The sequence below is a fragment of the Sporosarcina sp. P17b genome, from assembly GCF_002743115.1.
GTDB lineage: Bacteria > Bacillota > Bacilli > Bacillales_A > Planococcaceae > Sporosarcina > Sporosarcina ureae_C.
The window spans coordinates 15,450-39,212 of the sequence record NZ_PDYP01000007.1; the positions used below are offsets into that span (position 1 = coordinate 15,450).

Annotated in this window: 21 protein-coding genes and 1 pseudogene; 1 reads left to right on the plus strand and 21 read right to left on the minus strand. The window is 38.6% G+C overall.

Annotated features, from left to right (window positions below; genetic code table 11):
* Nucleotides 1–7: 7 nt before the first annotated feature.
* The 20 genes and pseudogenes from CSV76_RS09855 to CSV76_RS17300 form a co-directional block, all read right to left on the minus strand.
* Nucleotides 8–1,396: an amidase gene (locus CSV76_RS09855; protein ID WP_099625481.1), complete on the minus strand. Its 1,389-nt coding sequence runs from the start codon at nt 1,394–1,396 to the stop codon at nt 8–10.
* Between the two features lie 48 nt (nt 1,397–1,444).
* The gene (locus CSV76_RS09860; RefSeq protein ID WP_304442266.1) at nt 1,445–2,911 is read right to left on the minus strand and encodes an NAD-dependent succinate-semialdehyde dehydrogenase; all 1,467 of its coding nucleotides are present in this window, start codon (nt 2,909–2,911) and stop codon (nt 1,445–1,447) included.
* Between the two features lie 73 nt (nt 2,912–2,984).
* Nucleotides 2,985–4,145: an iron-containing alcohol dehydrogenase gene (locus tag CSV76_RS09865; RefSeq protein WP_158232784.1), complete on the minus strand. Its 1,161-nt coding sequence runs from the start codon at nt 4,143–4,145 to the stop codon at nt 2,985–2,987.
* A gap of 83 nt (nt 4,146–4,228) precedes the next feature.
* Complete coding sequence (lhgO, locus tag CSV76_RS09870) at nt 4,229–5,443, minus strand: L-2-hydroxyglutarate oxidase (protein ID WP_099625483.1); 1,215 nt, start codon at nt 5,441–5,443, stop codon at nt 4,229–4,231.
* Between the two features lie 81 nt (nt 5,444–5,524).
* Nucleotides 5,525–6,175, minus strand: a complete 651-nt coding sequence (locus CSV76_RS09875; RefSeq protein WP_233204448.1) for a GntR family transcriptional regulator — start codon at nt 6,173–6,175, stop codon at nt 5,525–5,527.
* 173 nt (nt 6,176–6,348) lie between these two features.
* On the minus strand, nt 6,349–6,807 hold the full coding sequence (locus CSV76_RS09880) for a VOC family protein (protein WP_158232785.1): 459 nt from the start codon (nt 6,805–6,807) through the stop codon (nt 6,349–6,351).
* 297 nt (nt 6,808–7,104) lie between these two features.
* Complete coding sequence (locus CSV76_RS09885) at nt 7,105–7,437, minus strand: arsenate reductase/protein-tyrosine-phosphatase family protein (RefSeq protein ID WP_099625486.1); 333 nt, start codon at nt 7,435–7,437, stop codon at nt 7,105–7,107.
* A 39-nt stretch (nt 7,438–7,476) separates the two neighbouring features.
* Nucleotides 7,477–8,567 (minus strand): annotated as a pseudogene (locus tag CSV76_RS09890) (ArsB/NhaD family transporter).
* 96 nt (nt 8,568–8,663) lie between these two features.
* Nucleotides 8,664–8,795, minus strand: a complete 132-nt coding sequence (locus CSV76_RS17980) for an ArsR family transcriptional regulator (protein ID WP_369823317.1) — start codon at nt 8,793–8,795, stop codon at nt 8,664–8,666.
* 876 nt (nt 8,796–9,671) lie between these two features.
* A complete protein-coding gene (locus tag CSV76_RS09900) occupies nt 9,672–10,880 on the minus strand; it encodes an ISL3 family transposase (protein ID WP_099625487.1) in 1,209 nt (402 codons plus the stop codon).
* Between the two features lie 483 nt (nt 10,881–11,363).
* A complete protein-coding gene (locus CSV76_RS09905; protein WP_099625488.1) occupies nt 11,364–11,561 on the minus strand; it encodes a hypothetical protein in 198 nt (65 codons plus the stop codon).
* Between the two features lie 504 nt (nt 11,562–12,065).
* Nucleotides 12,066–12,398, minus strand: a complete 333-nt coding sequence (locus CSV76_RS09910) for a type II toxin-antitoxin system RelE family toxin (RefSeq protein ID WP_085427022.1) — start codon at nt 12,396–12,398, stop codon at nt 12,066–12,068.
* A 3-nt stretch (nt 12,399–12,401) separates the two neighbouring features.
* Nucleotides 12,402–12,746: a type II toxin-antitoxin system Phd/YefM family antitoxin gene (locus CSV76_RS09915; protein ID WP_158232786.1), complete on the minus strand. Its 345-nt coding sequence runs from the start codon at nt 12,744–12,746 to the stop codon at nt 12,402–12,404.
* Nucleotides 12,747–13,131: 385 nt separating this feature from the next.
* Nucleotides 13,132–14,337, minus strand: a complete 1,206-nt coding sequence (locus CSV76_RS09920; RefSeq protein WP_143560849.1) for a VWA domain-containing protein — start codon at nt 14,335–14,337, stop codon at nt 13,132–13,134.
* A 150-nt stretch (nt 14,338–14,487) separates the two neighbouring features.
* The gene (locus tag CSV76_RS09925; protein WP_199173052.1) at nt 14,488–14,640 is read right to left on the minus strand and encodes a hypothetical protein; all 153 of its coding nucleotides are present in this window, start codon (nt 14,638–14,640) and stop codon (nt 14,488–14,490) included.
* Between the two features lie 155 nt (nt 14,641–14,795).
* The gene (locus CSV76_RS09930; RefSeq protein ID WP_099625490.1) at nt 14,796–16,088 is read right to left on the minus strand and encodes a hypothetical protein; all 1,293 of its coding nucleotides are present in this window, start codon (nt 16,086–16,088) and stop codon (nt 14,796–14,798) included.
* Between the two features lie 154 nt (nt 16,089–16,242).
* A complete protein-coding gene (locus CSV76_RS09935) occupies nt 16,243–17,649 on the minus strand; it encodes a M20 family metallopeptidase (protein ID WP_085427026.1) in 1,407 nt (468 codons plus the stop codon).
* A 45-nt stretch (nt 17,650–17,694) separates the two neighbouring features.
* Nucleotides 17,695–18,912, minus strand: a complete 1,218-nt coding sequence (locus tag CSV76_RS09940; RefSeq protein ID WP_085427027.1) for an MFS transporter — start codon at nt 18,910–18,912, stop codon at nt 17,695–17,697.
* 1,294 nt (nt 18,913–20,206) lie between these two features.
* Nucleotides 20,207–20,341, minus strand: a complete 135-nt coding sequence (locus tag CSV76_RS17845; RefSeq protein WP_255396894.1) for a hypothetical protein — start codon at nt 20,339–20,341, stop codon at nt 20,207–20,209.
* 451 nt (nt 20,342–20,792) lie between these two features.
* Nucleotides 20,793–21,038: a hypothetical protein gene (locus CSV76_RS17300; RefSeq protein WP_099625491.1), complete on the minus strand. Its 246-nt coding sequence runs from the start codon at nt 21,036–21,038 to the stop codon at nt 20,793–20,795.
* A 159-nt stretch (nt 21,039–21,197) separates the two neighbouring features.
* Here CSV76_RS17300 and CSV76_RS09960 point away from each other — a divergent pair, with 159 nt between their 5' ends.
* On the plus strand, nt 21,198–22,241 hold the full coding sequence (locus CSV76_RS09960) for an IS30 family transposase (RefSeq protein WP_369823321.1): 1,044 nt from the start codon (nt 21,198–21,200) through the stop codon (nt 22,239–22,241).
* Between the two features lie 203 nt (nt 22,242–22,444).
* Here the strand turns inward: CSV76_RS09960 and CSV76_RS09965 are convergent, their stop codons facing one another.
* Complete coding sequence (locus CSV76_RS09965) at nt 22,445–23,740, minus strand: amidohydrolase (protein ID WP_085427264.1); 1,296 nt, start codon at nt 23,738–23,740, stop codon at nt 22,445–22,447.
* Nucleotides 23,741–23,763: the final 23 nt, after the last annotated feature.

Below are 23,763 nucleotides of genomic sequence, written 5' to 3' on the forward strand. Positions count from 1 at the left end.
TTCTTTCTCAACAATTATTCAGAACTGATTCCAATGCACTTGCAAAACGATATATAGTTGCCTCTGATAATGGACGTCCAATGATTTGTAGTCCAATTGGTAATCCTGATTCAGATACGCCTATTGGCAACGAAAGCGCAGGGAGACCAGTTAAATTTAGTGGACCAGTGTAATGATTAAGCACTATACCTATAGGATATTCTTTGCCATTCACCTTCACGATTCGCTCGTTCACATCCGCAGCTACAATTGGGACTGTCGGCGAAATGACAACATCCACATCTTTCAAAATATTGATGTAGTTTTGCGTCATTTGTCCTTTAATAAGTTGTGCCTCGATATAAGCTTTCGCTGTCACCATCTCACCACTGACGATTCGATTTTTTACCTCTTCATCCCAGCCATCGGGATAATTATTAATGTTTTCTGCATGAACAGCATACGCTTCTGCTTGCATCGTCGTTCTAAACGCTGCTAATAATTTGTCATACTCTTCTACTTTTATAACATGAATAGTTGCTCCTAATTGTTGAAAGTGTTGGATTGCTTGCTCAAACTCCTTACGTACTTCATCCGCTACAAAATCAGACAGTTCAAGAACTCCTATACGAGTACCTTCTATCCCTGCATTTAACATACGTGTGAAATCTTCGGCTTCGCTTGGCAATGTAAATGGATCCTGTTTATCTTGACCAACCAAAAGTTTTAACAATAAGGCATTATCTTTCACATTTCGCGTCATTGGACCCACATGATCTAATGTCCACGCTAAAGGAAATACACCATATTTACTCACTCTGCCAAAAGACGGTTTCATACCTACAATTCCCATATAGGAGGCGGGAATTCTAACCGACCCTCCCGTATCTGTACCCAACGCTGCATAGCAAAGATTGTTAGCTAAAGCTGTCCCTGAGCCACTACTAGAACCCCCGGCCATTTTTCTATCGTTAAATGGATTAACGGGTGGACCGAAGTACGACCGATCTCCACTAGCTCCGTAAGCAAATTCATGTGTATTTGTCTTCCCAATGATAATCGCACCAGCCTCTTTCAGTTTCGTCACAACAGTTGCATCCTCATCTGGAATCCGATCTTTAAAAATTTGTGAACCCATTGTTGTCCGGCTGTCTTTCGTATCAATCATATCTTTTACAGCAATCGGCACACCATGAAATATGCTTTTTATATGTCCTTGCCCTATTTCCAACTCTGCTTGTTTAGCGGCACTTCGTGCTTCTTCTTTTAACACCGTAATATAGGTATTTGATTGTTCGTTGTCCTTCTCTATGTTCATCAACAGTTTCTCCATTACATCAACAGGAGAAAGCGTTTTATTTGCAAAAGCTTTGGACAGTGTCTCGATATCCCATTTCAAAAAGTTTTCAGTGCCCATTTTTTTACTCCTTTCATCGTCTTATCAATCCGACTTTTACCTGGCTACTTAAAGTTCCAAAGAAATATACTTCTCTTCTAAGTAATCCCTAATTCCTTGGTGACCGCCTTCACGTCCATAACCACTTTCATTCATGCCGCCAAATGGAGCTTGAGCGACCCCTGGAAGCGCATCATTGAGTCCAATAATGCCGAAATTTAAAGCTTCGGACACTGTTATTGCTCTTTTAAGATCAGCCGTGTAAAGATAGGCAGCTAATCCGTATTTTGTATTATTCGCTTCCTGAATGACTTCTTCATCACTTTCAAATATTGTCAATGGCGCAACTGGCCCAAACGTTTCTTCCTTCATAATATCCATATCATTTGTAACGTTGTCCAATACAGTAGGTTCAAAGAAATAACCGTTTTTCAGATTCCCATTCGTACCGCCAATTAAAATTTTCGCACCTTTATTGACCGCATCTTCAACTTGCGCTTTCACCTTAATTACGCCCTCTTCATTGACAAGTGGTCCAATTTCGACATTCTTTGCCAAGCTATCGCCCATTTTCAACTGTTTAACTTTTTCAACAAATATTTTTGCGAACTCATCTTTAATATTTTTATGAACATAGATTCTATTCGCACAAACACATGTCTGACCTGCATTTCTAAATTTACTTGCAAGTGCTCCTTCAGCCGCTTTTTCCAAATCTGCATCCTCAAACACGATGAACGGAGCATGTCCGCCAAGTTCCAATGATAACTTTTTCAATTGATTTGCAGACTGTACGACCAGTTCCTTTCCAACTTCAGTCGAACCAGTAAAGGAAATCTTCTTTACAATTGGATTGTTAAAAATCTCATCTGAAATTTCTTTCGTGGAGCCAGCAACAATGTTTACAACGCCATTTGGTATTCCAGACATCTCGACTAATTTAGCGAAGGCAAGAGCTGTTAATGGTGATTGACTTGCCGGTTTTACAATTCCTGTACAGCCTGCTGCCAGTGCTGGTCCTAGTTTCCGTGTCATCATCGCAACCGGGAAATTCCAAGGAGTAATTGCAGCAACAACGCCAACCGGCTGTTTAACTACAAATAGACGCTTGTTCGGTGAAGATGCTGGGATTGTCTCCCCATAAATTCGACGGGCTTCTTCCGCATACCATGTCAGGAAACTCGCAGCGTATGTTACCTCACCGACAGCTTCCAGAAAGGCTTTCCCCATCTCAAGGCTCATAATTGTAGCCAATTCTTCCTTATGGTCGTGCATTAAATCACGTAGTTTCAACAGATAATCTGCCCGCTCTTGTGCTGTCAATTTTGACCACGTTTGAAAGGCGTCATGTGCGGCTGCAATCGCTTTCTCTGTTTCTTTCTGACCACCTTTTGGAACGTGTGCGACTATTTTTTTCGTCGATGGATTTTCAACAGAAAAGGTCCCTTCTTTTAACGATGTGAGCCATTCCCCGTTTACAAATAATCCAACGTTTTCTAAGTCTATTAAAGTGAATTCTTTTATAGTTGTCATCATTTTTATTCCCCCTGAATTTTTTTATTATAATATAAGATTTCTACATTAATGTCTATCGTCTAACCAAATCGTCTCACTTTGTGTTTATTATAGATTTCTTATAAAGTTCCTCTACATCTGCGTACTTCGTAATTCTTGGATTGACCTCGATATTTCCGCTTAACAAAGCATCTTTAGTCATTTGATCCAAATGTTCTAAACCAATATTAAATTCAGCGAAGCTTTCATTTATTCCGATATCTTTTGATAGTTTTTTCACTGCATTTACAGCTGCTTCCGCTCTTTCCATTAATGTTAGCCCTTCAAGATTCTCCCCCATGTCTTCTGCAATATCACCGAAAAGTTCTGGAACAGCAAGGGCATTGAATTCCATAACGTGTGGTATAATGATTGCGTTAGCTACCCCATGTGGAACGCCGTAAATCGCACTGATTGGATGACTGAGTGCATGACAGTTCCCAAGTCTTGTATTATTAAAGGCTAGTCCTGCCAGTAAACTACCCATCATCATATTGTCCCGAGCAACAAGATTGTCCCCGCCGTAAACTGCTTGTCTCAAGTTCGCACTTATTTTTCGTATTGCTTCCCTTGCAAGTGTTTGAGTAATTGGATTCGCCGCTTTTGATGTGTAGGATTCGATTGCATGTACGAGTGCGTCCAACCCTGTTGCAGCGGTGATTGAAGGTGGCAACGTTTTGGTGACCAGTGGATCTACAAGCGCCCATTTTGGTGCAAGCCGAATCCCTCCGACAGTCAGTTTATATTGTTTCTCTTCATTTGTTATGACCGTAAAAGTCGTCACTTCACTCGCTGTTCCGGCAGTAGTTGGTATTGCAATCAGTGGCAATAAGTCCTGTTTGAATTTATCAATTCCTTCGTACTCTTCAATCGTGCCCCCATTCGTTGCAAGTAAAGCAACTGCTTTAGCAACGTCAATGGAGCTCCCTCCGCCAATCGCTATGACAACATCCGCCCAGATTTCCTTTAACATTTCTAATGCGTCATTGCAGTTTGCAACAGTAGGATTCGGTTGCGTCTCGCCGTATATCTTGTAATTGACGTTCTGTAACTGCGATTGAATTTTACTAATTAATTCCGTTTGTAAAATCCCCGGATCCGTAATTATAAGTACGTTTTTGAATTGCTGTCCATTGACGATGTTTTCAATTTGATTAATTGCTTCCATCCCATATGTAATTTGAGTGGGATTTCTAAAATTTCCAAAGCTGGTCATCATTTTCCCTCCTGAAATTTAGGCATTATCACAAAGCAGCTATTATTTCTCCATTCTCCTATATCAAAATATACTTATACTTTCTATGAATGAAGTTGGTCCGTCAAATGTTCTTGAACAGGAATCCGATTGACAATTTCCTTTCCAATTTCAATGGAAGCGGTTGCTGCTGGCGAAGGCGCATTACAAACATGGATTGTTTTCTTTCCGGTAATGATTTGAAAGTCATCTACAATAGTTCCATCATCTCTAACCGCTTGTGCACGCACTCCGGCTGGCGCAACAATTAAATCATCTTCCTGTATTTCAGGAATCAACTCTTGCAGACTTGCCGTAAAACGGGACTTGCTAAATGAACGGCTATATTCCCCAATCCCTTCCTTCACGAACTTTCTCGCAAGTTTCCAGAACCCTCCATACGTTAAGACTTCCATTAACTCTTTAACATTCAAGTCCGTTTTTTTATAACCTTCCCGCTTAAAACTCAACACTGCGTTTGGCCCTGCATCCACTTCCCCGTCAATCATCCTCGTGAAGTGAACACCTAAAAATGGAAAGTTAGGATCTGGAACCGGATAAATTAAATTCTTTACAAGATATCTTTTTTCCGGCTTCAGCTTGAAGTACTCTCCCCTGAAAGGAACAATCTTCATGTCTGTTAGATACCCTGTCGCCTTGGCAATTTCATCACTCTGTAGTCCGCCGCAATTTATAGCAATACGTGCTTTCTCAGTTCCTTTACTCGTTTCTATCGTTACCCCATCATCTTGCTCTACCATTTTTTCTACTTTAGTTCCCAATCGGATTTCTCCACCCTGTTCTTGAATAATTTCAGCGAATTTCTCACTTACTTCCCGATAATTCACAATGCCCGCCGTTGGTACACGAATAGCCGCCAAGCAATTTACATGCGGTTCAACTTCTTTTATTTGCTCTCTCGTAAGTTTTTCAATTAACAATTCATTTTGAATGCCACGTTCATACAAATCTTCTAATAAAGGTAACTCTTCTTCTTTTGTCGCAACAATGACTTTTCCGCATATATCATGCATAATATTATGCTCCGCACAAAATTCAGTCATCGATTTATTCCCTTGTCGGGCAAAACGCGCTTTATAACTGCCAGGCTTATAGTAAATCCCCGAATGGATGACGCCGCTATTATGTCCAGTTTGATGAAATGCTAATATATTTTCCTTTTCAAAAATAACGATCTTGGCATTCGGAAATCGCTTGTAAAGTGCCATTCCCGTTGATAAACCGACAATACCGCCACCAACTACTGCAAAATCATACATATTGATCCCCCTAATCAGTATTTCTATGAATTCAAATTGCACTTAAACACAATTAAATTATTCCTAAATTATACACATCTACTAATTTTGTCCGTCTTCGCTCGAATCAAGGCGCTTTGCATTATTCAATTGGTTCATACACTCAATCAAATTATTTTTCGTGCGCAATATATGATATTCAACTGCTAATCTTAGTTCTTCCGAATCTTCTCTAATAACTGCTTCATAGATCCTTCGGTGTTCCTGTTGAGTTCTGTCGTAATAGTCAATTAGTAAAGTAGGAGCAAGTGGTGAAATGCCAAGCATTTCGACCATTTTATGAACGCGCATCCATGGACAACCTTTTCGAAGTTTTCCATGAAACTTTGCATTCAATGCAACGTATTGTTCACTTGTCGCATCGGTTAGTTTCAGTGATTCCATTTTCTTAAGAAGCCGCCCTAGTTCTTCTTTATCTTCCTTTGTTAGAAACGGTAAAGATTTTTCGACAACCAAACCCTCCAACATTGCCCTTGCCTGATAAATTTCCTCAATGTCGTCACGGGTAATCGGGGTGACTACCGCCCCTTTGTGTAAAACAATTTCAACAAGCCCCTCAGCTTCCAATTGAGTAAGCGCTTCACGTATGGGCATTCGACTCACATTCAATTTTTTCGCCCATTCGGATTGTATTACACGGTCTCCTTTTTTGAAGGTGCCATCCAAAATTGCCTTTCTTAGTTCTTTTTTCACAACGGACACTACTGTAGATTTTTTATTTCCCTGAGCCAAATTTTCTTCACCCTTTTAGATTGGATACAAAAAAACAACTATATCAGATAGTTTTAACCTTTTCAATGCTTTTTTGTCTGAGATTGTATCCAATCATCGATGAAAGCAACAATTCCCTTCCTATGAAATGTTAACTATCCGATATTTTCTTTCAGCTCTAAAATATATCCATCTGGATCAAACATATAAACTGCTTTTGAACCCTTATTTGCACCTGCTGTTATTTGAACGACATTTTCAGATTTAAATTTAACGCCTTTCAATTTAAATTGTTCAAACATTTCTTCCAAATTTTCAACTAGTAAACAAATATGGCCAGTCCCGTAATCGCACGATCTTGCGCTTCCCGAGTATGTATCGACGCCTACATACTCCAGGATTTCAATCTTTTGTCCACCTGGAATTTGTACATATGCTATTTTAATTTCCTGCAATCCAGGAATCTGAACAATATCGTAAATATAATCACTTTTTGTAACTTGTGTAGATAAAAGTTCAAACCCTAATAGTTCTACATAAAACTTGAGTGAGTCCTCTAATTTTTTTACTGTGATCCCGCTATGGATAAATCCGACTACTTTACCTTGCTTCATTTTGATCCCCTTTGTTTTTTCATTCTGTCTTTCGTCATTATTATGATTAATGCAAGTCCTGTGCCAACTTCCATTCATGGTAGGTTACACAAAACTTTATTTTTCTACACACTTTTCGATGCAATACTGCATCAAACGATGTAATAATGATCCCGAAAACTAGTTGTGCTCATCAAATAACTTTACATGCCCTTCAGAAAGTTAAATATTTCATCACGTAACAAGCTGGTCATTTCCCTAACGTAGGAATAACCGGCTTGTTCTATCTATATATATGTCATACCCCAGATGTCACACTTATTGTGCTTTTCCGCTGACTTTTGATGAACGTTCAATATTTGCGCCAATTTCATCGCGCACACGCTGGAAGAACGCCCATTTCTCTTCCTTTGTTCCTTCTGCATTGGCTAGATCATCGAATCCACAAAGCGTAAGGACAAAGTCTGCATTATTTAAGATTTGCTGATCAACAATACCTGAAGTTTGATCCGAAATATCGACGCCGTGTGCTTCAATTCCCGCACTAAGAACATGCCATTCTTCACCGAATATATTTCCCCCCCACCTTTCAGCTATTTGGCTGCGACACGAGTTCCCTTTACATAAGAAATAAATTGTATTATTAGTCATAATAAATACCTCTATTTACATTTATTACTGAATTACAGCCTAATATACTATCCGATAATGCAATGAGCACAGTGGTACTGTAAAAATTATACCGATTTTAAAATAGCTACCCCAGGAAATTTTCACACCTTTTTGAAATAATACATGCAGCCATAATAATGTGGCTAACGAACCGATTGGCGTAATTACCGGACCTAAATCTGCTCCGATAATATTTTCATAAATTAAAGCTTCACGATTGCATCCCGTTGTGTTCGTTTCTGAAATGGCCATGCATTAATCATGCCCGCAGGTATATTATTCATAATGGACTAAAATATCGTCGCGACAAATATTCATTGATTGGTTACCATTTGAATTACATATGCCCAAGACGCTTGTCAGACCCGCATTGTGCAAGCCGTAACCGACCACGTACAATTCCAACAGAGATGAAAACGGTGGTCCACAACGCACCTTTAAGTACTCCAATTGTCTGACTAGCGGGACTCATTTGTGCCATGGCCATAAAGAATATCGCAGTAAGACTGGCAATAATAGTGACAGGCAATCCCGTAAGTCCACAATAGAAATAGCCTACAGGTAACACGCTTAAGGTCATCCAAGCTAGTCGAAACAATTTTATATCTTTGATTGCATCCTTCGGTTCTTTTAAATCTGAAAATTTATAGCCTTTACGCATACTTTTACAGAAGAATAACTACAGAACTAAAATACTTGCAACTAATGCGAATAAATTCAGGATAATCATACATAATGCGTATTCCACAAAGCCAATAGCCAAAAATTCTACTGGAAAAATAATGACTAAGTTACTCAATACCAAAGATAACGAGGTGATGTCGGTTATAAAACGGCTGGCTATAATAAATAGGTAAATCATTTTTTCATTGAAATTCAACTTTCGCACCATTGCAAGCACAATTGGCGTTAGCATAAGGACTGCCCCATCGTTTGCGAACAAAGCAGCAGCGACTGGCTTACGTAAACAAACATGCTAATACCGCTACATTTAGCTAATCTGGCATATGAAGGGCAGACCATCCAATCGATAAGTTTACAATAGGCTGGCAATTGATAAATATTAGTGTATTTATGTAAATCAATGATGCTGTAATTACTGAAACCAACGTACTTTCTTATTCTTATTAACAATAAACCCGAAGCGCTTGTTCTTTCAGTTCAGCGATTGATTTATTCTGTTCCGAAAGATGTTCAAGAATGCTTTAAATATACTGGTAATTTTCAATAATCGAGAAGAAAACCGACTGACCTTTGCGTTCTTCTTTAACTAACTCAATATCACTAAGTTTTCGTAAGTGCTGGCTTATCGTCGACTGACTCATTTTTAAAATCATAACAAATTAACATACACAACATTCATGTGACTTGAGTAACTTCAAAATCGTTAAACGTGTTGGAAGTCCGAGCAATCTTAATAATTGTGATACCCGTTGCAGATCAATCGTTACGGTTTTCTTGATCTATCATCTTCACCAACCGTATATAAGCATATGATTATATACGGAAGTGTGTTTATTTTTTCAAGAAATTCTACTTCTTCTAAATTAAAGATCTTCCTAATGATAACTCTATGATTACTCGTAAATGTCAATTCCAGATTAAATGGTATTGAATCCTTTAGTAGTGAGCAATTCATATAAAACTTGCATGTCGAGAAGACTTGGGGCTATGCAAAGAACCCGCCTGAAGGATTTGGGTCAACAAAAATGATGAGTCTATACGTGTTATTAAAGTTAATAAATTTACTATGGATACTTTCGAACAACTATTTATAAGGACTCCCACAAATTCCTTCGACCTTGTTTTCTGTAGCCAAACCTCAAAATATAAAGTGATCAGCAATGCCAATGTAAATAAGTTATTAAACAAACTTTTAGACGAATTAGAAATTACAAAAATAATTTGTACGGTTTACGTCACAAGCACGCAAGTGTGCTTGTGTACGGCGGTGAATCCAATCAAAAGGTTTCTATGAACTATGGCAGCGAACGACTTGGACATAAGGATGTAGAGGCAACGTGGAAGACCTATTCTCACATCTTGGACGAGATGTGAGAATAAGATGAAGAAGAAACTATTTCAATCTTTGAGAGCATGCTTGTGTAATCCTTGTGTGAAATTTGTGTGATTTTTTTCAAAACCTATCATATTCACCAAAAACAAAAGGTTCTAAATCAAATGTTGGGGTGGAGTGAATTTAAATCCATCCCTCAACCTAAATGAACACCAATCTCTTTATACTGTATATTTAATAAAATCTTCGCCCTAAAGCGATCGAAACGTCTAAAGCCATAGGCATTACGTTTCATCACTTTTGTTTTATTATTAATTACTTCAAGAAATCCATTTGAATAATTAAAAGCGAAACTATTCAAGATCTCGACTTGCCAGTTCTTCAATGTTTGAATCGCCTTTAAAAAGTCAGGAATCCGTGCTTCTCCCACCTTACGGTAAAACGCTTCTAATCTTCTTTTCACTTCTACGACATCATCTGTCGTCTTCGCCCAATCAAACCATTCACAATACGCTTCTTTCAATTCATAAGCTGTTTTCAATTCTTCAGACATGCCTATATATCGATCGCGGTACCATTTGGATTTGTCATGAAGTTTCCTACTTCGCTTATAGAGCACATACCGCATCCGTTTACACTTCTTACGATCATACGCATGCCGTTCTTTCTGCACTTTGCGTCGCACCTCGTCAATGGCCCAGTAAATATAGCGACAAAAATGAAAGCGATCTGCGACGATGACAGTACGACCTAAAGCTTCCCTTACCGCTGCTTTGAAGCTCGGATTCATATCCATTACCACCAACTCTACATCCGCTCCATACTGATATAAATAGTCTTTGATCGTATCTTTTCTACGATTAGGCAAGATGTCGAGTGGTTCATGCGTATCTGCATTCGCAACGATAAGTTGATAGGTACCTGCGTCTGTATCGCCTTTATATTCATCGATAGTAATCGCTTTAGGAAGCCGGACCCCCGATACCATGTGTTGCTTTGCCACTTGTTGAAAGCGACGGATGATTGTAGAACTGGAAGTTCCTAACGTCTCCCCAGCTTCTTTAAACGTCTTGGCTTTGATGCATCGGACTTGTGCTACTAGATTCCATTCTTTCGAAAACCGTTGATACTTATCAATAAAAGAAGCCTTTTCAGAAAAACGTTTTCCACAAGCACACGCGTATCGACGACGTTTATAAAATAGACACGTCAGTCGTTCAAACCACTTAAGATGCTTAATCTTTTGGAGCCGATAATCATGTACTTTCTTGGTACGCGCACCACAACTCGGACAACGATGAAGTTTTTTGGGTAGCGATACATATAGAACGATTCGCTCTCCATGTTCCTCTATCTTTTCAATGAGTACATCTTTTAATCCAGGAATATTCATGATAAAATTCATATGCACGTATCACCTTTCTCTTTGACTTGTTTCTCGACAATTCAAGTATAAAAGAAATTGGTGATCACGTGCATTTTTTTGTTCAATTGTTTGAGAACCCCAACATTTATTATAGAACCAAACAAAAAACATCCACAAACGTTGTTATATCAACGTTTGTGGATGTTTTAGGTCTTACTCAACTTAACCGAAAAAGACTAGGAAATACCCGAGGCCGGTTTCTTTTATCGCCTATAGATACTTTAGGTACAACACTTCCGGCAATGCTTGTGTATAATTTGTGCATAATCATTTTATTGTGCATTTTAGCCGTTTACTCTTTTGACAGAGTAAACGCTTTTTTATGCTAATATCTTCCTAAAAAATTCGGCAATCAGCTGCTAAATAAATATGGTTTCAAATTGCATTCTTTGTTTTGAAGTTTTCCAAAACATGTTAAAACACAGAAATAGTTCAGCTTTTATTGAATAACTTCCACGATTATTATTTTTCTTCACTTAGCCAATTATTAAGCCAGTTGATTTCTTCCTGTGACAAGGACTTTTCTTTTTCTTCTTTAGCAATTACATTATGCCAATTCGCTTCCTCCCATTCCAAATGTGCTTCCCAATCACGCATAACTTTAACTGCTTTTTCTGTTTCTAATTGGTGTCTAGTTTTAAAAGGAATTATAATGACCATATTCCCGACCTCTTTCGATTAAACGTGTTCCCTGTATTATAAGAGTTTATTTTGAAAGTATCAAAAGTCTTGGAAATAAAATAGTTCAATGTCGATATTTCAGTAAATTACCCTTTTTCTAGTCCGGCTAATTAATTCGAATATATTGAAGTGTTTATATACTGATGAATGTAAGGTATAATGAAATCAATGTGCCGCAAACGGGCCATTTTGTAGGAAAGATAGGATTTTATGAACAACTGGATGTACTCGTTATATGCGTTGATTTTGGGTATTGTTGCTTTTTTTACAGGTGAGATTGTAACTTTTATAATGCTTGGTTTTATCCTCATCGCTCTTATTAATATCAACACAACCCTAAAAAAGCTCGTTAAGAAAGATGATGAATAGAATGGGTTGAAATCTATAAGGTTGATTAGAAGTTGTACCGCTATCTGGGGCGTTTGTGAAGTAAGCCAAGCTTTATACTTACATAAAAAAGCATCAATGAAATAATAATCGATTTCATTGATGCTTTTTCTTTATATTTCTGAGACGTTTAGCAGCATTTTTATAAACCTCATCATTCCTTCGTTTTCCAATTGAAATAATCTCAGCTATTTCAACTTGACCACCAATAACCCTAAAGACTATTCGAATACCTATTTTTCTGAACTTAATCTTTTTACAGCCAATTAAATTGGAGTCACCTTTTTTTGTTAGTTCTTCACCAAGCTCATCTGCTCGTAATCTAATCTTCGCAAGTGCGATATCAACATATTTTTTCTCAGAACCATCTAATTTTCGATAATCTTCTTTTGCGTCTTCTATAAATACTATCTCGAATTTATTTTCCATACATTACCCAAATAACTCTTCATCTGAAATAGAATTCGGATCAATCTTTTGAAACTCAGTATATCCTTCTTCACCCATTACATCTTTAATAGTGAATCTAAGTTCGGGTTTTAAGTCTGCTTGTTCAATTCGATCAGAAAGATTCAAATCAAAAAACAACTCCCGCAAAGTTTCCAATTCCATATACATTTTTTCGTAATCCTCATAGCTTTGTACAACTGAATCAATGCTGTTATTTTGAGAAATAAATTGTGGACTCGTTTTTGCATTTCTACGTACTTCTGCAAATCTTTTAGCAGCATTTGAAGCAGAAATAACTTGATCAACATTAAATTGTGGTTTCTCCATAACATTCATCCCCATTTTTATCTTCTCCTCCATAGTATGCTTCTGTTACTTAAAATTATACAATATCACGAAGATAATGTACACCTTTATATAGGGGCTAAATATTACGTCATATATTGGGGATGTATAGGGATAGAATGTTATCTGTAATCCCCTATGAAGTTGTTGTAATTCTTAAAGAATGCTGAAAAAAGTTTACAACACAAAAAGGTTATCCCACAGTCGAAACCGACCAATGAGACAACCGCTTAATCAAAACCTATTTGAATCAAATTTTCTCCAACATATTTCACTGTTAAATCCAATGCACGGAATATCTTGTCATAGGATTCAGTAGACAAATCAACTATTACTTGAAGCCCTGTATAACTACTCTTATCTTAGTTTATATTTCAAAAGCAGTAAAACTTCCAGTATCATCAAAATCTTTAACTTGTACTACCTTATCTAAAAACTGCCTGACCATTTTTGCATTGCTTCCTATCGTTAGGGATAGCACATTAAACTCTTTTTTTTTCTTCTTTTTATTGAATACTTCTAAGAATGAATCCTTCACTCGGTCTTCCCCGTCCGTAACAAACACAACATCCGCCTGCTTGAAACGACTTTCGTTTATTACATTCATCGCTCTTTCAAGAGGAAGCGCAAAGTCCGTGCCTCCACCTAAGAAAGTTTGAGCTAAATTGATCATATCTGAACTTTTTATTTTCCCTCTTTCATATTTAAAGATTTTTGTTCGAGTAGAAAACAGGATTAAACAAAAATCCCTTTTCTGTTTTCTTGCAATCGACATGAGCGCTAACGTAAAACCTTTTGATTGGGTATCGAGCTTGTGCATGCTGCCTGATTGATCCAGACAAAGCACAATTGGACCTTTCCCTAGTACCTCATGTCCTTTCAGTTCATATTGCATCGTTTGGCCTTCCACAAAGCGACGTAGGAAGTCGTTCTTCGTTATTGGATGTGTATACAAACCCAATTCCATTGGTAGCATTCTCTCAATATCGTTGCCTAGGGTAACCCCACTTCTTTCCATTGAATCACTATGCTTAGATTTTTGCTTTTTACGGGCTATCTGTTTGAATCGACCCGCCCAATCCGCAATTTCTTTCATCTGTTTATTAGACGCGATCTTTTCAGCTAATGAAATTTGGTCTCGTAAAGGAACTTTTTTCAGTTCTGCGTCACCACTTCCTGCACTCGTGCCTCCAAGTAATGATTTCAAGCTGTCTTTCGTCTGTTTCATTTCCTGTATAGCTGGTGACATCGCTTCTGAAAAGCTATGACTGTTATTCTGTAACGTCTGTTGAAGTTGATCCCCCAAGTCTGACATTGCTTCTATTAAGTCCTCTTGTAACTCCTCACTACCATTTCCAGCCCCATTTTTTTGTTCCTGCTTTTGAAGTTGCCTTTTCATCGCCTGAACCTCTTGCATTTGTTTTTGTAAGCCTTTGTCCCTTTCTTTTTGTTCAATTAACCATTCATTCGTTTTCTCCCCAAATTTCACAGTTCCGATGGCTGAAGATAAGTCATCCAATCGAGTAAAGTTTCGGTAGTTTTCAAACGAATCATCTTTCATGATATTCTCCATAAATAATTTGTTAACTTGCACCGTTAACAAGGTCTGAACGCTTTATGCTTAATGGTATTTTTGTCTAATACAAGCTCCATTCATGAGATAAAGAAAATGGACTGATTGACATGAATTTCTCCTCCTTATAATAGAAATAAGGGGTCCAGGTCATTTTGACCCACCCCCTCTGAATTTCCACATTTGTTCCAACGCAGCAATACGTGATTCAGTGAAAACTTCTGCTTCACGGTCATGGTTCAGAACTTTAAACGCAACAGACCGGCCTGTCATCATCCCTGGCTGGCGTAGGTTGTTTGGCATCTGTAAAATCCAATAGTGTGTATCTTCGGAACTTCCATTAGTTAAGAAGATATTTCAAAGCTATTACAAAGCCAGCTCCGAACTTGGAGTAGGCCGCTACTATAACTTATTCCTAAGAATCTCCTACTGTCAAACGAAGCTAACGTGTTGATAGTTCAATTCAGTTGATATACTTTCACAGGTCTCCCTCTTGCATAATGTGATTCTTCTCCAACATATTCTATTAAACTTACTTTATCCAAATTAGATACAATTCGCTGAGCATTGCGTTCACTCATTTTTAAATGAATGGCTAAATCTTTCGTCGTGAAATTCGTCCAATCCATTTTTCTGATTAAAGATTCAATTCGCTTATACGTTTTGATGCTAACTTTACCTTCTTTTAATTTCGCCAAAAATTCTTTATCATCTGTCCGGTAGTCATAGGCTAGTTCCTCTTCCGCACCAACTGCATCAATCATCGCTCCATCTTCTTGAATAATGACGATATCCTGCTTCTCTTTTCTCTTGGATTCCCGAATCGCACGATAGGCATTCGTCTCTGCCGTGAAGACCGTCTGTCCGAAACCAATCCCGACCGCAATGCCAGAACCTGCTTCAACTGAAAGGTAATTCACTTTTTCTTTCAACGTACCGATTTCTCTTTCGACTGCTCCCCTTGTGCTAAAAATTGCATAGCGCCCATTACCTTGTTCAAAAAGCGAACCATCCAATCTTTCACAAAGCTGGATAAGTGTCTTCTTCAAATGCAATTCCAAATAATCCAATTGATAGGATTCTCTCATTTTCTCTTTAATCGTGTCGTAATCTAAAATCTCAATCATTTCTACACTGATTTGTGTATCCTTATAATATGAGGTTTTAATTTTCTCGAAAAACATCCGAATGGTATGGAAAACTTCATTTCGTGTTGGAGATAACCAAAATGCTGGAATACCCGCTTCTTGTAAATCTTCATAAACGGTTGGATAACAAGTTAAAACCGCTTCTATTTTATTTTGTTCCCATAACTCATAATGAAAATCAAATAATTCTGCCGTTTCAACCTCAACATCGAATCTTTTAATATATACTTCCGCCATCGTTCCTTCTAACTGGGACAACTCATCAGGGCAATATGACGCAATCATATCTATGCTAATCCGTTCCGGCAGTTTTCTACTTTCATTTGAAAGAGTCACAATTCCTTTATAAATATCTAATTCACCAGAATCTATATAGAGAAAGGTTTCATTTTTTCCCACAGTATTCACCGCAATCTTATACGGGATATAGCCTGAAAAAAGCCAATAATCTACTGGTGACTCAGGGTTCGACACAAAATCTTTCACTTCGCTTGTTTTTTTATAAATATAAGGGACGAATTCCAACTCTTGTTCAATTTCTCTTGCCAATGTAAGAATCCTGTTCACGGATTGACTAGGACCGACAACCCCAACTTTGTACATGACGAATACCTACTTTCTGAACGCGTATGTTACTTAATTTTACTGTTAAATCCCATTGAAATCCAGTGAATTTCCAACTTATCACCTTTCACACAAGTAATAGAATTCCAAAAGAGGCTGAATCAATTCAGCCTCCAAATAAAATATGAAGTTTTCATTTCACCGAGTCGGGGATTAATGAGGTGTATGTCTTACCATCCAAACGTTCCTGCAACTCAGCTTTGGCTTGTTCAATAATTTCCGGGTTTTCCATCGCTTGGATGGCTGTCGCCGCAATCACTTTCCCTGCCTGTAGCATCCCTTTATGCGCAATCGGTGTAACTCCCTGCGAAACGACTTGCCATGTATGAAGTGGGGTGCCGAGTGCAAAACAAGTTGTCAGACATTGCATCGTCGGAACAATCCAACTAACATCCCCTACATCTGTAGAGCCTGATAATACAGCATCCGAGGGATTATGTGAGGGAACAAAGTCTGCAATGTCCAGTTCTTTCAACTTTTTCACTGTTTCCCTGTCGCGTCCCACGTACGCATTGTTTAAATCATCCTGTGAAAGCGTACTTCGAATCTCTTTGGCGAATTTTTGATCCGCTTCATCATAAGTAGGAATCTCGACTTTCGTTAAATTCTCGTACATCACATCCGCAAGCACAGTATTTGGGATTAAGTTAGAAGCAGTCCCTTCGAATTCCACTTCAAACGTCGTGCCTGTCATTAAGGCTGCTCCGCGTGCAATGTCATAGACTCTTTCGTAAAGCGATTGAACTTCATCCTTCTCCAGAGCTCGTATCAAATAGACGACTTCGGCATTCGCTTGGACCACATTCGGTGAGATGCCGCCTGTATCTGTAACTGCGTAATGGATACGGGCATCCTGAACCATATGCTCTCTCAAATAATTCACACCGACATTCATCAATTCCACCGCATCCAGTGCACTCCTACCTAAATGAGGCGCCGCCGCTGCGTGGGCACTTTTCCCTTTAAACTTAAAACGAGCAGAGTAATTAGCGAGCGTCTTCACGTCCATAAGACCGGGAACATCCCAAGGGTGCCATGAAAACGCAGCATCCACATCGTCAAAAAGACCAGCACGAGCCATGAATGCTTTACCAGAACCGGCTTCTTCAGCGGGACAGCCATAGAAGCGGACTGTTCCTTTTAACTGATTTAACTCCATATACTCTTTAATTGCAACAGCCGCGGCAAATGCACCTGTTCCCAGCAAATTATGACCACAGCCATGGCCATTTCCACCATTGACAACTGGATCGTGATGGGTAAGTCCTTTTTTCTGACTAAGCCCCGCCAATGCATCATATTCACCCAAAATCGCGACAACAGGCTTCCCGCTTCCGTAATTTCCAATAAAAGCGGTTTCCAGTCCTGCTACGCCACGCTCGACCTTAAAACCTTCCTCTTCCAAAGCCCCTATTAAATAAGCAGAAGATTGATGTTCCTCGAAACACAATTCCGGTACTTCCCAGATTTTATCGCTTAGTGCAATGAACTTTTCTCTTTTTTGCTCGATTAGCCTTGAAACCGTTTTCAGTAAATCCATCACTTATCTCTCCTCTATATAAATTGCCGTTACATAGCATCACTTTCATTGCTCAGCTTGAAGCAACTCGCCTTTTCGGTAATTCAACGTCAATAATGAAACCGTACAAATGACAGCAAAAATAATTAACATCCAAAAAGCAGCATTATACGATCCATTAAACATCTGTACAATAAACCCGATGGCAAGTGGCGTAATAAAGCCTGCTAACTGGCCACCCGTGTTCGCGATTCCCATACTTGTACCTACTACAGTAGATGGAAACCTTTTCAAAATAATAGATGGTAATAAAAGTATTATAAATGAAATGAACATAATCACTATTGTTTGGTAAGTGATGAACATCGTTACGTTCGGCGCATTAAACATGAGATATAAAATAATCCCAATGAGGACACATGCAATTGCTCCCATCACTTTCTCTCGTTCTTCCGGAAGCCTATCAATCACATATCCAGATAAGAAAATCGCTAAGACCATTGCTAAACCTGGAATTGTTTGCACCCATCCAAGTGAAATTAAATCAAGTCCACGTACATTGACGAGATAAGTCGGCAACCAAGTCGCTAAACCCCAGTTAATCGCGTAAATACTATAATAGGCGATAAATAGATTCAACATCAACGGAGTTTTTATCAATTGCTTGAAAACGCCCTCCTGATTCTCGCCAACCGGTTTGAATTCTTCCTCTTTAAAGCCCTCGGGCAGCCTGATGAAAGCCCAGTAAAGAACAGTAATAATAAGCCCGATACCGCCCAGTACTAGAAAAGACACTCGCCAACCAATTGTTGTCAGCAAATAAACTGAAAGTACCGGTACAATCAGCGACACAATACCGCCAGTTGAAAGCATAATAGACATGGCCCAAGCTCTTTTTGAACTTGGAAACGTTTGCGAAATCAGTTTTGAACTTGAAGGTTGAAATCCACCTTCTCCAATCCCGAATAAGAAACGGATTATAATCATCGAAGTCAGTGACCATACTGCCCCCGTCGCCGCTGTAAAGATCGACCACATCAGGACGGATACAATTAAGACTCTCCTAGAACCGAATTTATCTGCCAACCAACCACCTGGTATTTGCATAAGCGCATATCCCGCAAAAAAACTACTAAGGATAAGTCCAGTACTTGTAGGACTCAATTGTAAATCTTCAGTGATGGACAATATTGCATAGTTTATAAAATAACGATCGAAGTTACCAATGGCCCAACCTATAAATAGTAATAACAAAATCAAGTTTCTTTGTTTCTTAGAAACCATATGTAACCCTCCTTTTCGGAAAAATTTTCCCCCATTTTCTATTTAACGTAGACTTAACGAAATTGTCGCTATATTAAATACTATAAACAGGAATTGAAATTAATGCAATATTTATTTTTACGAAAACGAAGTGAACAATACATGGATACCCGTTGTTACTGTAGATACTCTAGAAATTTCATTGACCAACTGATAAATAGACAAAAATTTACGTGAGTCGATTTCATAATTACTTAAACCCGACGCAGAAAAGAGATTGAATTATGAAATTTACTAACATAGCAAAACTAATAATCTATTTCCCACATATAAGCTTGGTCACCCATTGTATGAATAAATCGTTGAGATCCGTTTATCAGAAAAACCCATTGGGTTAGGAGGTATTCAATTCCCTAACCAATATTTCAATAGTACTCATCCACAAAATCTTGAGCATCCTGCGCGGAAATGCCACCAAAACAGATCTTGTTTCGACATGACGTAAGAATCGCTTGTTTCATCGCCTTTGGACCAAGACTTCCCGACTCGATTTCAAGTTGGCCAAGAGATTGTGTCGCAAAAATACTCGCTACCCGATATTTAGCAGCGAGTGATAAGAAAATCTCTACATACGTATAGCTGTAAACTCATGAAAGACCTATACAAACGTTTAGATTGGTCACTTAGCTTTTTCCCTACTTCTACTTGCATTAACATCTGGAATGCGTTTTGGGGATCGTGTAGGCCTAACCAGAGATGATTTCGATTTCAAGAACAATTTGTTACATATAAAAAGGACTTGGGATTATAAAGAAGGATTTGGATTTTCAACCACAAAAAAACAATTCTTCGGAGTGCGTAATCTTAATAGACCAAGATACCATGAATGTCTTTCAGGATTTATTTGATGAAACTTCGCCTAATTTACATGACTTGTTTTTCTGCAGTCCATATAATAAATCAAACGTGCTAACAAATGCAACAGTAAATAAAAGTTTAAAAATAATGTTGGATGAATTGGAGATAAGATATATTACTGTTCACGGATTAAGACACACGCATGCTAGTATTCTGTTCTATACTTCTCCATATATTTACCGATCTCTTTTTTATGAAACGCCCACTTGCTCCCTAGACATATCTTCGGAAATTCTTCATCATATAAAAGATGGGTTACAATCGTATTCCACGACATGTTTAAATATGTAGCTAGTTGAATTCATGAAAAATACCTCTGATTCAAGTTCTTGTAAATGCTCATCTATTTTCTGAAGATAAAGCTCTTTCATCTTTTCTAGCTCAACTTCTATGGTAATCATTTTTCTTCGCCCAGCCATTCATTCAGCCACTCGATTTCCTCCTGTGACAATCCCTGTTCTTCCGTTTCTCTTTCTATTACATGGTGGCAATTTGCTTCTTCCCATTCTAGGTGGGTTTCCCACTCACGCATAACTTTAACTTCCTTTTCTGTTTATAGTTGCCGCCTATTTTTGAATGGTATTATTTTCGCCATTTTGCCACCTCTTCCGACTTGTTCTGTTCCTTCCATAATAATGGTTTCAATCGAAAGAATCAAAAAAGCCCAAACTATTTTAGTCTGGACAATCTCGATATCACATATTTTTTTAACTTCATATATTTCTATTCCTTCATGAAAACCATTCTTTCTGTACTAAACTGCCCAGTTAATACAATCAATCTAACATAACTATCCTAATACCACGCGCTATGTTAGATTCATATTTCAAATAAAAATAGTAATCAAAATAAAGGATCCTAACCCTTTGATTGAATGGGGTTAGGCTCTTTTTTGAATCTAACATATTTAGATTGTGTTAGATTCGGAAGTTTTTTAATCACGCTTTAATCTAATATTTCCCTAGCGACTTCATTCTTAGGTTCTAATAAAATAAAATAATTTTTTTAGCAATTTCATGAGTTTCTTCATCGCTAATTACTTTATCAGGAACTATGTTCAGAAAAAGCAGGTTTTCCATGTATTTAACATTTTTATAATCAGTTAATTCTACAGCTTTTCTTGCATGGTATAAAGATGCAAAATAAGCACCTTCCGTGTGACAAAGCGGTTGAGATAAAAGAGAAAATGCTAACTCATGAAGTTGTGCATTTTCTTCCTCGAGTAACAAACTTACTATCAATGTATAGTTAGATATACTTTGATTATCAAAAGTTAAATTTGGGCCAATTGTACAATCAAGTTAGCCATCTAAATTCAAATAAAAAAATGCCACTATAAAATTTCGTGTATCATTGAAGTTACGAGACAAACAATGAGAGGAAGTTTTATAGTGGCACAACTTGAGAATACCATACAAAACCGTAAAAATAAACACCTGTCAGCTTTTGAGCGCGGTCAAATCGAGGCGCTTCACAAGGACGGGCACACCAACCGAGAGATTGGCAGACGCTTAGGACGCGTTCATCAAACCATTGCCAATGAATTAGAGCGTGGAACCACGACTCAACTTCAAACTGGACGCACGCCCTATACAGCCTATTTCGCTGAAACGGGACAGGCGATCTATGAACGAAATCGACTTCAGTGCGGGGCGAAAAGTAAGTTGCTTATCGCGAGTGAATTTATCGATTTCGCATGTGAGAAGATCCTAGATGAGGACTGGTCGCCAGATGCGGTTGTTGGATTTATAAGCCTTCAAAACGAATGGATAGACCGACCTACAGTGTCCACGAAAACCCTTTATAACTACATTGATTTAGACATATTACGCGTTCGAAACATAGACTTGCCGATGAAACTAAGACGGAACACCAAAGTGAAACGCATCCGTAGAAACCGTCGTATTCTGGGCATGAGTATCGCTGAACGTCCCGTTGAAATTGATAACCGTCAAGAATTCGGTCATTGGGAAATTGATACGGTAGAAGGACAGAAGTCTGATGACAACGCGTTACTGACACTCGTTGAACGTAAAACGAGAAACTATTATGCGATTCTACTAGACGATCAAGATCACGATTCAGTGGACTATGCGATGAACCAATTACGACAGGATTTCGGCGAGCTGTTTCCTCAAGTATTTAAAACGATTACGTCAGATAACGGCAGCGAGTTTTCTAATCTAACAACGAGTCTTCAAGGGGTCACGGACGTCTATTTCGCTCGTCCATACGCACCGTATGAAAGAGGGTCCAACGAGCGACACAACGGACTTCTCAGACGATATATTCCCAAAGGAAAAGCGATTTCTGATTACTCTACAGCGTCTATTCAACATATTTATCAGACATTGAATCAGTTGCCCAGGAAGATTTTGAACTATCGACAGCCATCCGTTTTGTTTGAACAAGAGTTAGCTAGGTTAGCTTAGTATTTTCAAAAAGAGATTATCGATAGAGGGATAACAGCCCCCTTCATACATACACTGGATTTTATCTAAGTGGCTAACTTAATATTGCAATTTAGGCATTATAAAGGTTATTTAATAGAAGGAAAAAATCCCCTTACCAGTTTTGATCTCAAAATGGTAAGGGGATTTTAATATCGTCTAGTCATAAATCGAACAGTGAAATGTTATTGTACTTCGTTACGATTTGAATGACTTAATTCTACTGCAGTTTCGAATAAAATTTCCACCGCTGGAAGAAGGGTATCTTCATTGATATCGAAACATTCATGGTGATGTCCTGCAGCCAAATCTGTACCAAAAATACAGTAAGTTGCTTGACCGCCATGCTGATGAACAGATTCGAGGAAGTAAGTTGCATCTTCTGAACCGGCACTATCTTCACTAGTGATCATGACTTTTTCGATAAAGGAATGTTGCTCAGCAATTTCACCCAATCTTTTAGCTAAGTCTTCAGAACATTTAGCGCTGACGGCTTCTCCAGCAGTTTCGATTGTATAGTCGATTCCATACATCTGTGCAGCACCTGCAACGATATTCTTTACTTGTTCCTTCATATAGTCGTTTACTTCACTAGTCTCTCCGCGCGTCTCGGCAATCAAAGTTGCATGGTTGGCTATGACATTTCTTCCTGATCCAGCATGTAGTTCACCGACGTTTATCCGTGAATCTCCGCCAGAGTGGCGACAAATAGCGTGCATATTCAATGTTGCGCTTGCCGCTGCTAGTAACGCATTTTTACCCACTTCAGGTTCACTACCAGCGTGTGCAGCTTTACCAGTAAACGTAATATTAAGCTTTGTCGTAGCTAGAAAACCATTATTTGCTGCGACAAAATGGTGCTGTGGCACGCCTGTTCCAATATGAGAAGCAACGAAGTAATCTACGTCGTCTACTACTCCAGCACGAGCCATTGCCTTTGCTCCACGTGTTCCTTCTTCAGCTGGTTGGAAAATCAACTTGATGACACCATTTAACTTATCCTGATTTCCAGCTAACATAGTAGCCAGTCCAAGACCGATAGAAGTATGCGCATCGTGTCCGCATGCATGCATAGAACCTTCAGCAGTAGAGCGGAAATCTAAACTCATAGGTGCATGCTGTTCAGTGTCAGATTCTAGAATAGGTAGAGCGTCCATGTCAACGCGGAAAGCGACGGTAGGTCCAGGTCGCTTCGTATCCATTGTTGCAACGATTCCTGTGAAACCTTCCTCGAAATGAGGAAGGAAACGTTCCACGGCTCCATTTTCTCTTGCCCACTCCACGTGTTGACGGGTCTTTTCTGCAGTAGGTTTCCCCATACATTCGTCTTCTTTCATGACTTCTTTTCCTAATTTTAAGTCGTAGCCTAAGCTATCCAATATGTTTGCTACGATGGAAGCTGTGCGCATTTCTAGAAAACCTTGTTCAGGAAAGCGATGAAAATCTCTTCTCCAGCTAATGATCTGTTGTTCTAATTGCATAGTGTTACCTCCTATATAAATCG

Coding starts and splice junctions, on each gene's coding strand:
- lhgO (WP_099625483.1), bottom strand. CDS start 5,443: ATGTATGATTTTGCAGTAGTTGGTGGCGGTATTGTCGGTTTATCAACG.
- CSV76_RS09920 (WP_143560849.1), bottom strand. CDS start 14,337: ATGGAGAATATCATGAAAGATGATTCGTTTGAAAACTACCGAAACTTT.
- CSV76_RS09930 (WP_099625490.1), bottom strand. CDS start 16,088: ATGTACAAAGTTGGGGTTGTCGGTCCTAGTCAATCCGTGAACAGGATT.
- CSV76_RS09865 (WP_158232784.1), bottom strand. CDS start 4,145: ATGACCAGCTTTGGAAATTTTAGAAATCCCACTCAAATTACATATGGG.
- CSV76_RS09925 (WP_199173052.1), bottom strand. CDS start 14,640: ATGCCAAACAACCTACGCCAGCCAGGGATGATGACAGGCCGGTCTGTT.
- CSV76_RS09910 (WP_085427022.1), bottom strand. CDS start 12,398: ATGGAAAATAAATTCGAGATAGTATTTATAGAAGACGCAAAAGAAGAT.
- CSV76_RS09855 (WP_099625481.1), bottom strand. CDS start 1,396: ATGGGCACTGAAAACTTTTTGAAATGGGATATCGAGACACTGTCCAAA.
- CSV76_RS09915 (WP_158232786.1), bottom strand. CDS start 12,746: ATGGAGAAACCACAATTTAATGTTGATCAAGTTATTTCTGCTTCAAAT.
- CSV76_RS09940 (WP_085427027.1), bottom strand. CDS start 18,912: ATGGTTTCTAAGAAACAAAGAAACTTGATTTTGTTATTACTATTTATA.
- CSV76_RS09880 (WP_158232785.1), bottom strand. CDS start 6,807: ATGAAGCAAGGTAAAGTAGTCGGATTTATCCATAGCGGGATCACAGTA.
- CSV76_RS09965 (WP_085427264.1), bottom strand. CDS start 23,740: ATGCAATTAGAACAACAGATCATTAGCTGGAGAAGAGATTTTCATCGC.
- CSV76_RS17845 (WP_255396894.1), bottom strand. CDS start 20,341: ATGCGTGAGTGGGAAACCCACCTAGAATGGGAAGAAGCAAATTGCCAC.
- CSV76_RS17980 (WP_369823317.1), bottom strand. CDS start 8,795: ATGATTTTAAAAATGAGTCAGTCGACGATAAGCCAGCACTTACGAAAA.
- CSV76_RS09900 (WP_099625487.1), bottom strand. CDS start 10,880: ATGAATTTTATCATGAATATTCCTGGATTAAAAGATGTACTCATTGAA.
- CSV76_RS09860 (WP_304442266.1), bottom strand. CDS start 2,911: ATGATGACAACTATAAAAGAATTCACTTTAATAGACTTAGAAAACGTT.
- CSV76_RS09905 (WP_099625488.1), bottom strand. CDS start 11,561: ATGGTCATTATAATTCCTTTTAAAACTAGACACCAATTAGAAACAGAA.
- CSV76_RS09885 (WP_099625486.1), bottom strand. CDS start 7,437: ATGACTAATAATACAATTTATTTCTTATGTAAAGGGAACTCGTGTCGC.
- CSV76_RS09935 (WP_085427026.1), bottom strand. CDS start 17,649: ATGGATTTACTGAAAACGGTTTCAAGGCTAATCGAGCAAAAAAGAGAA.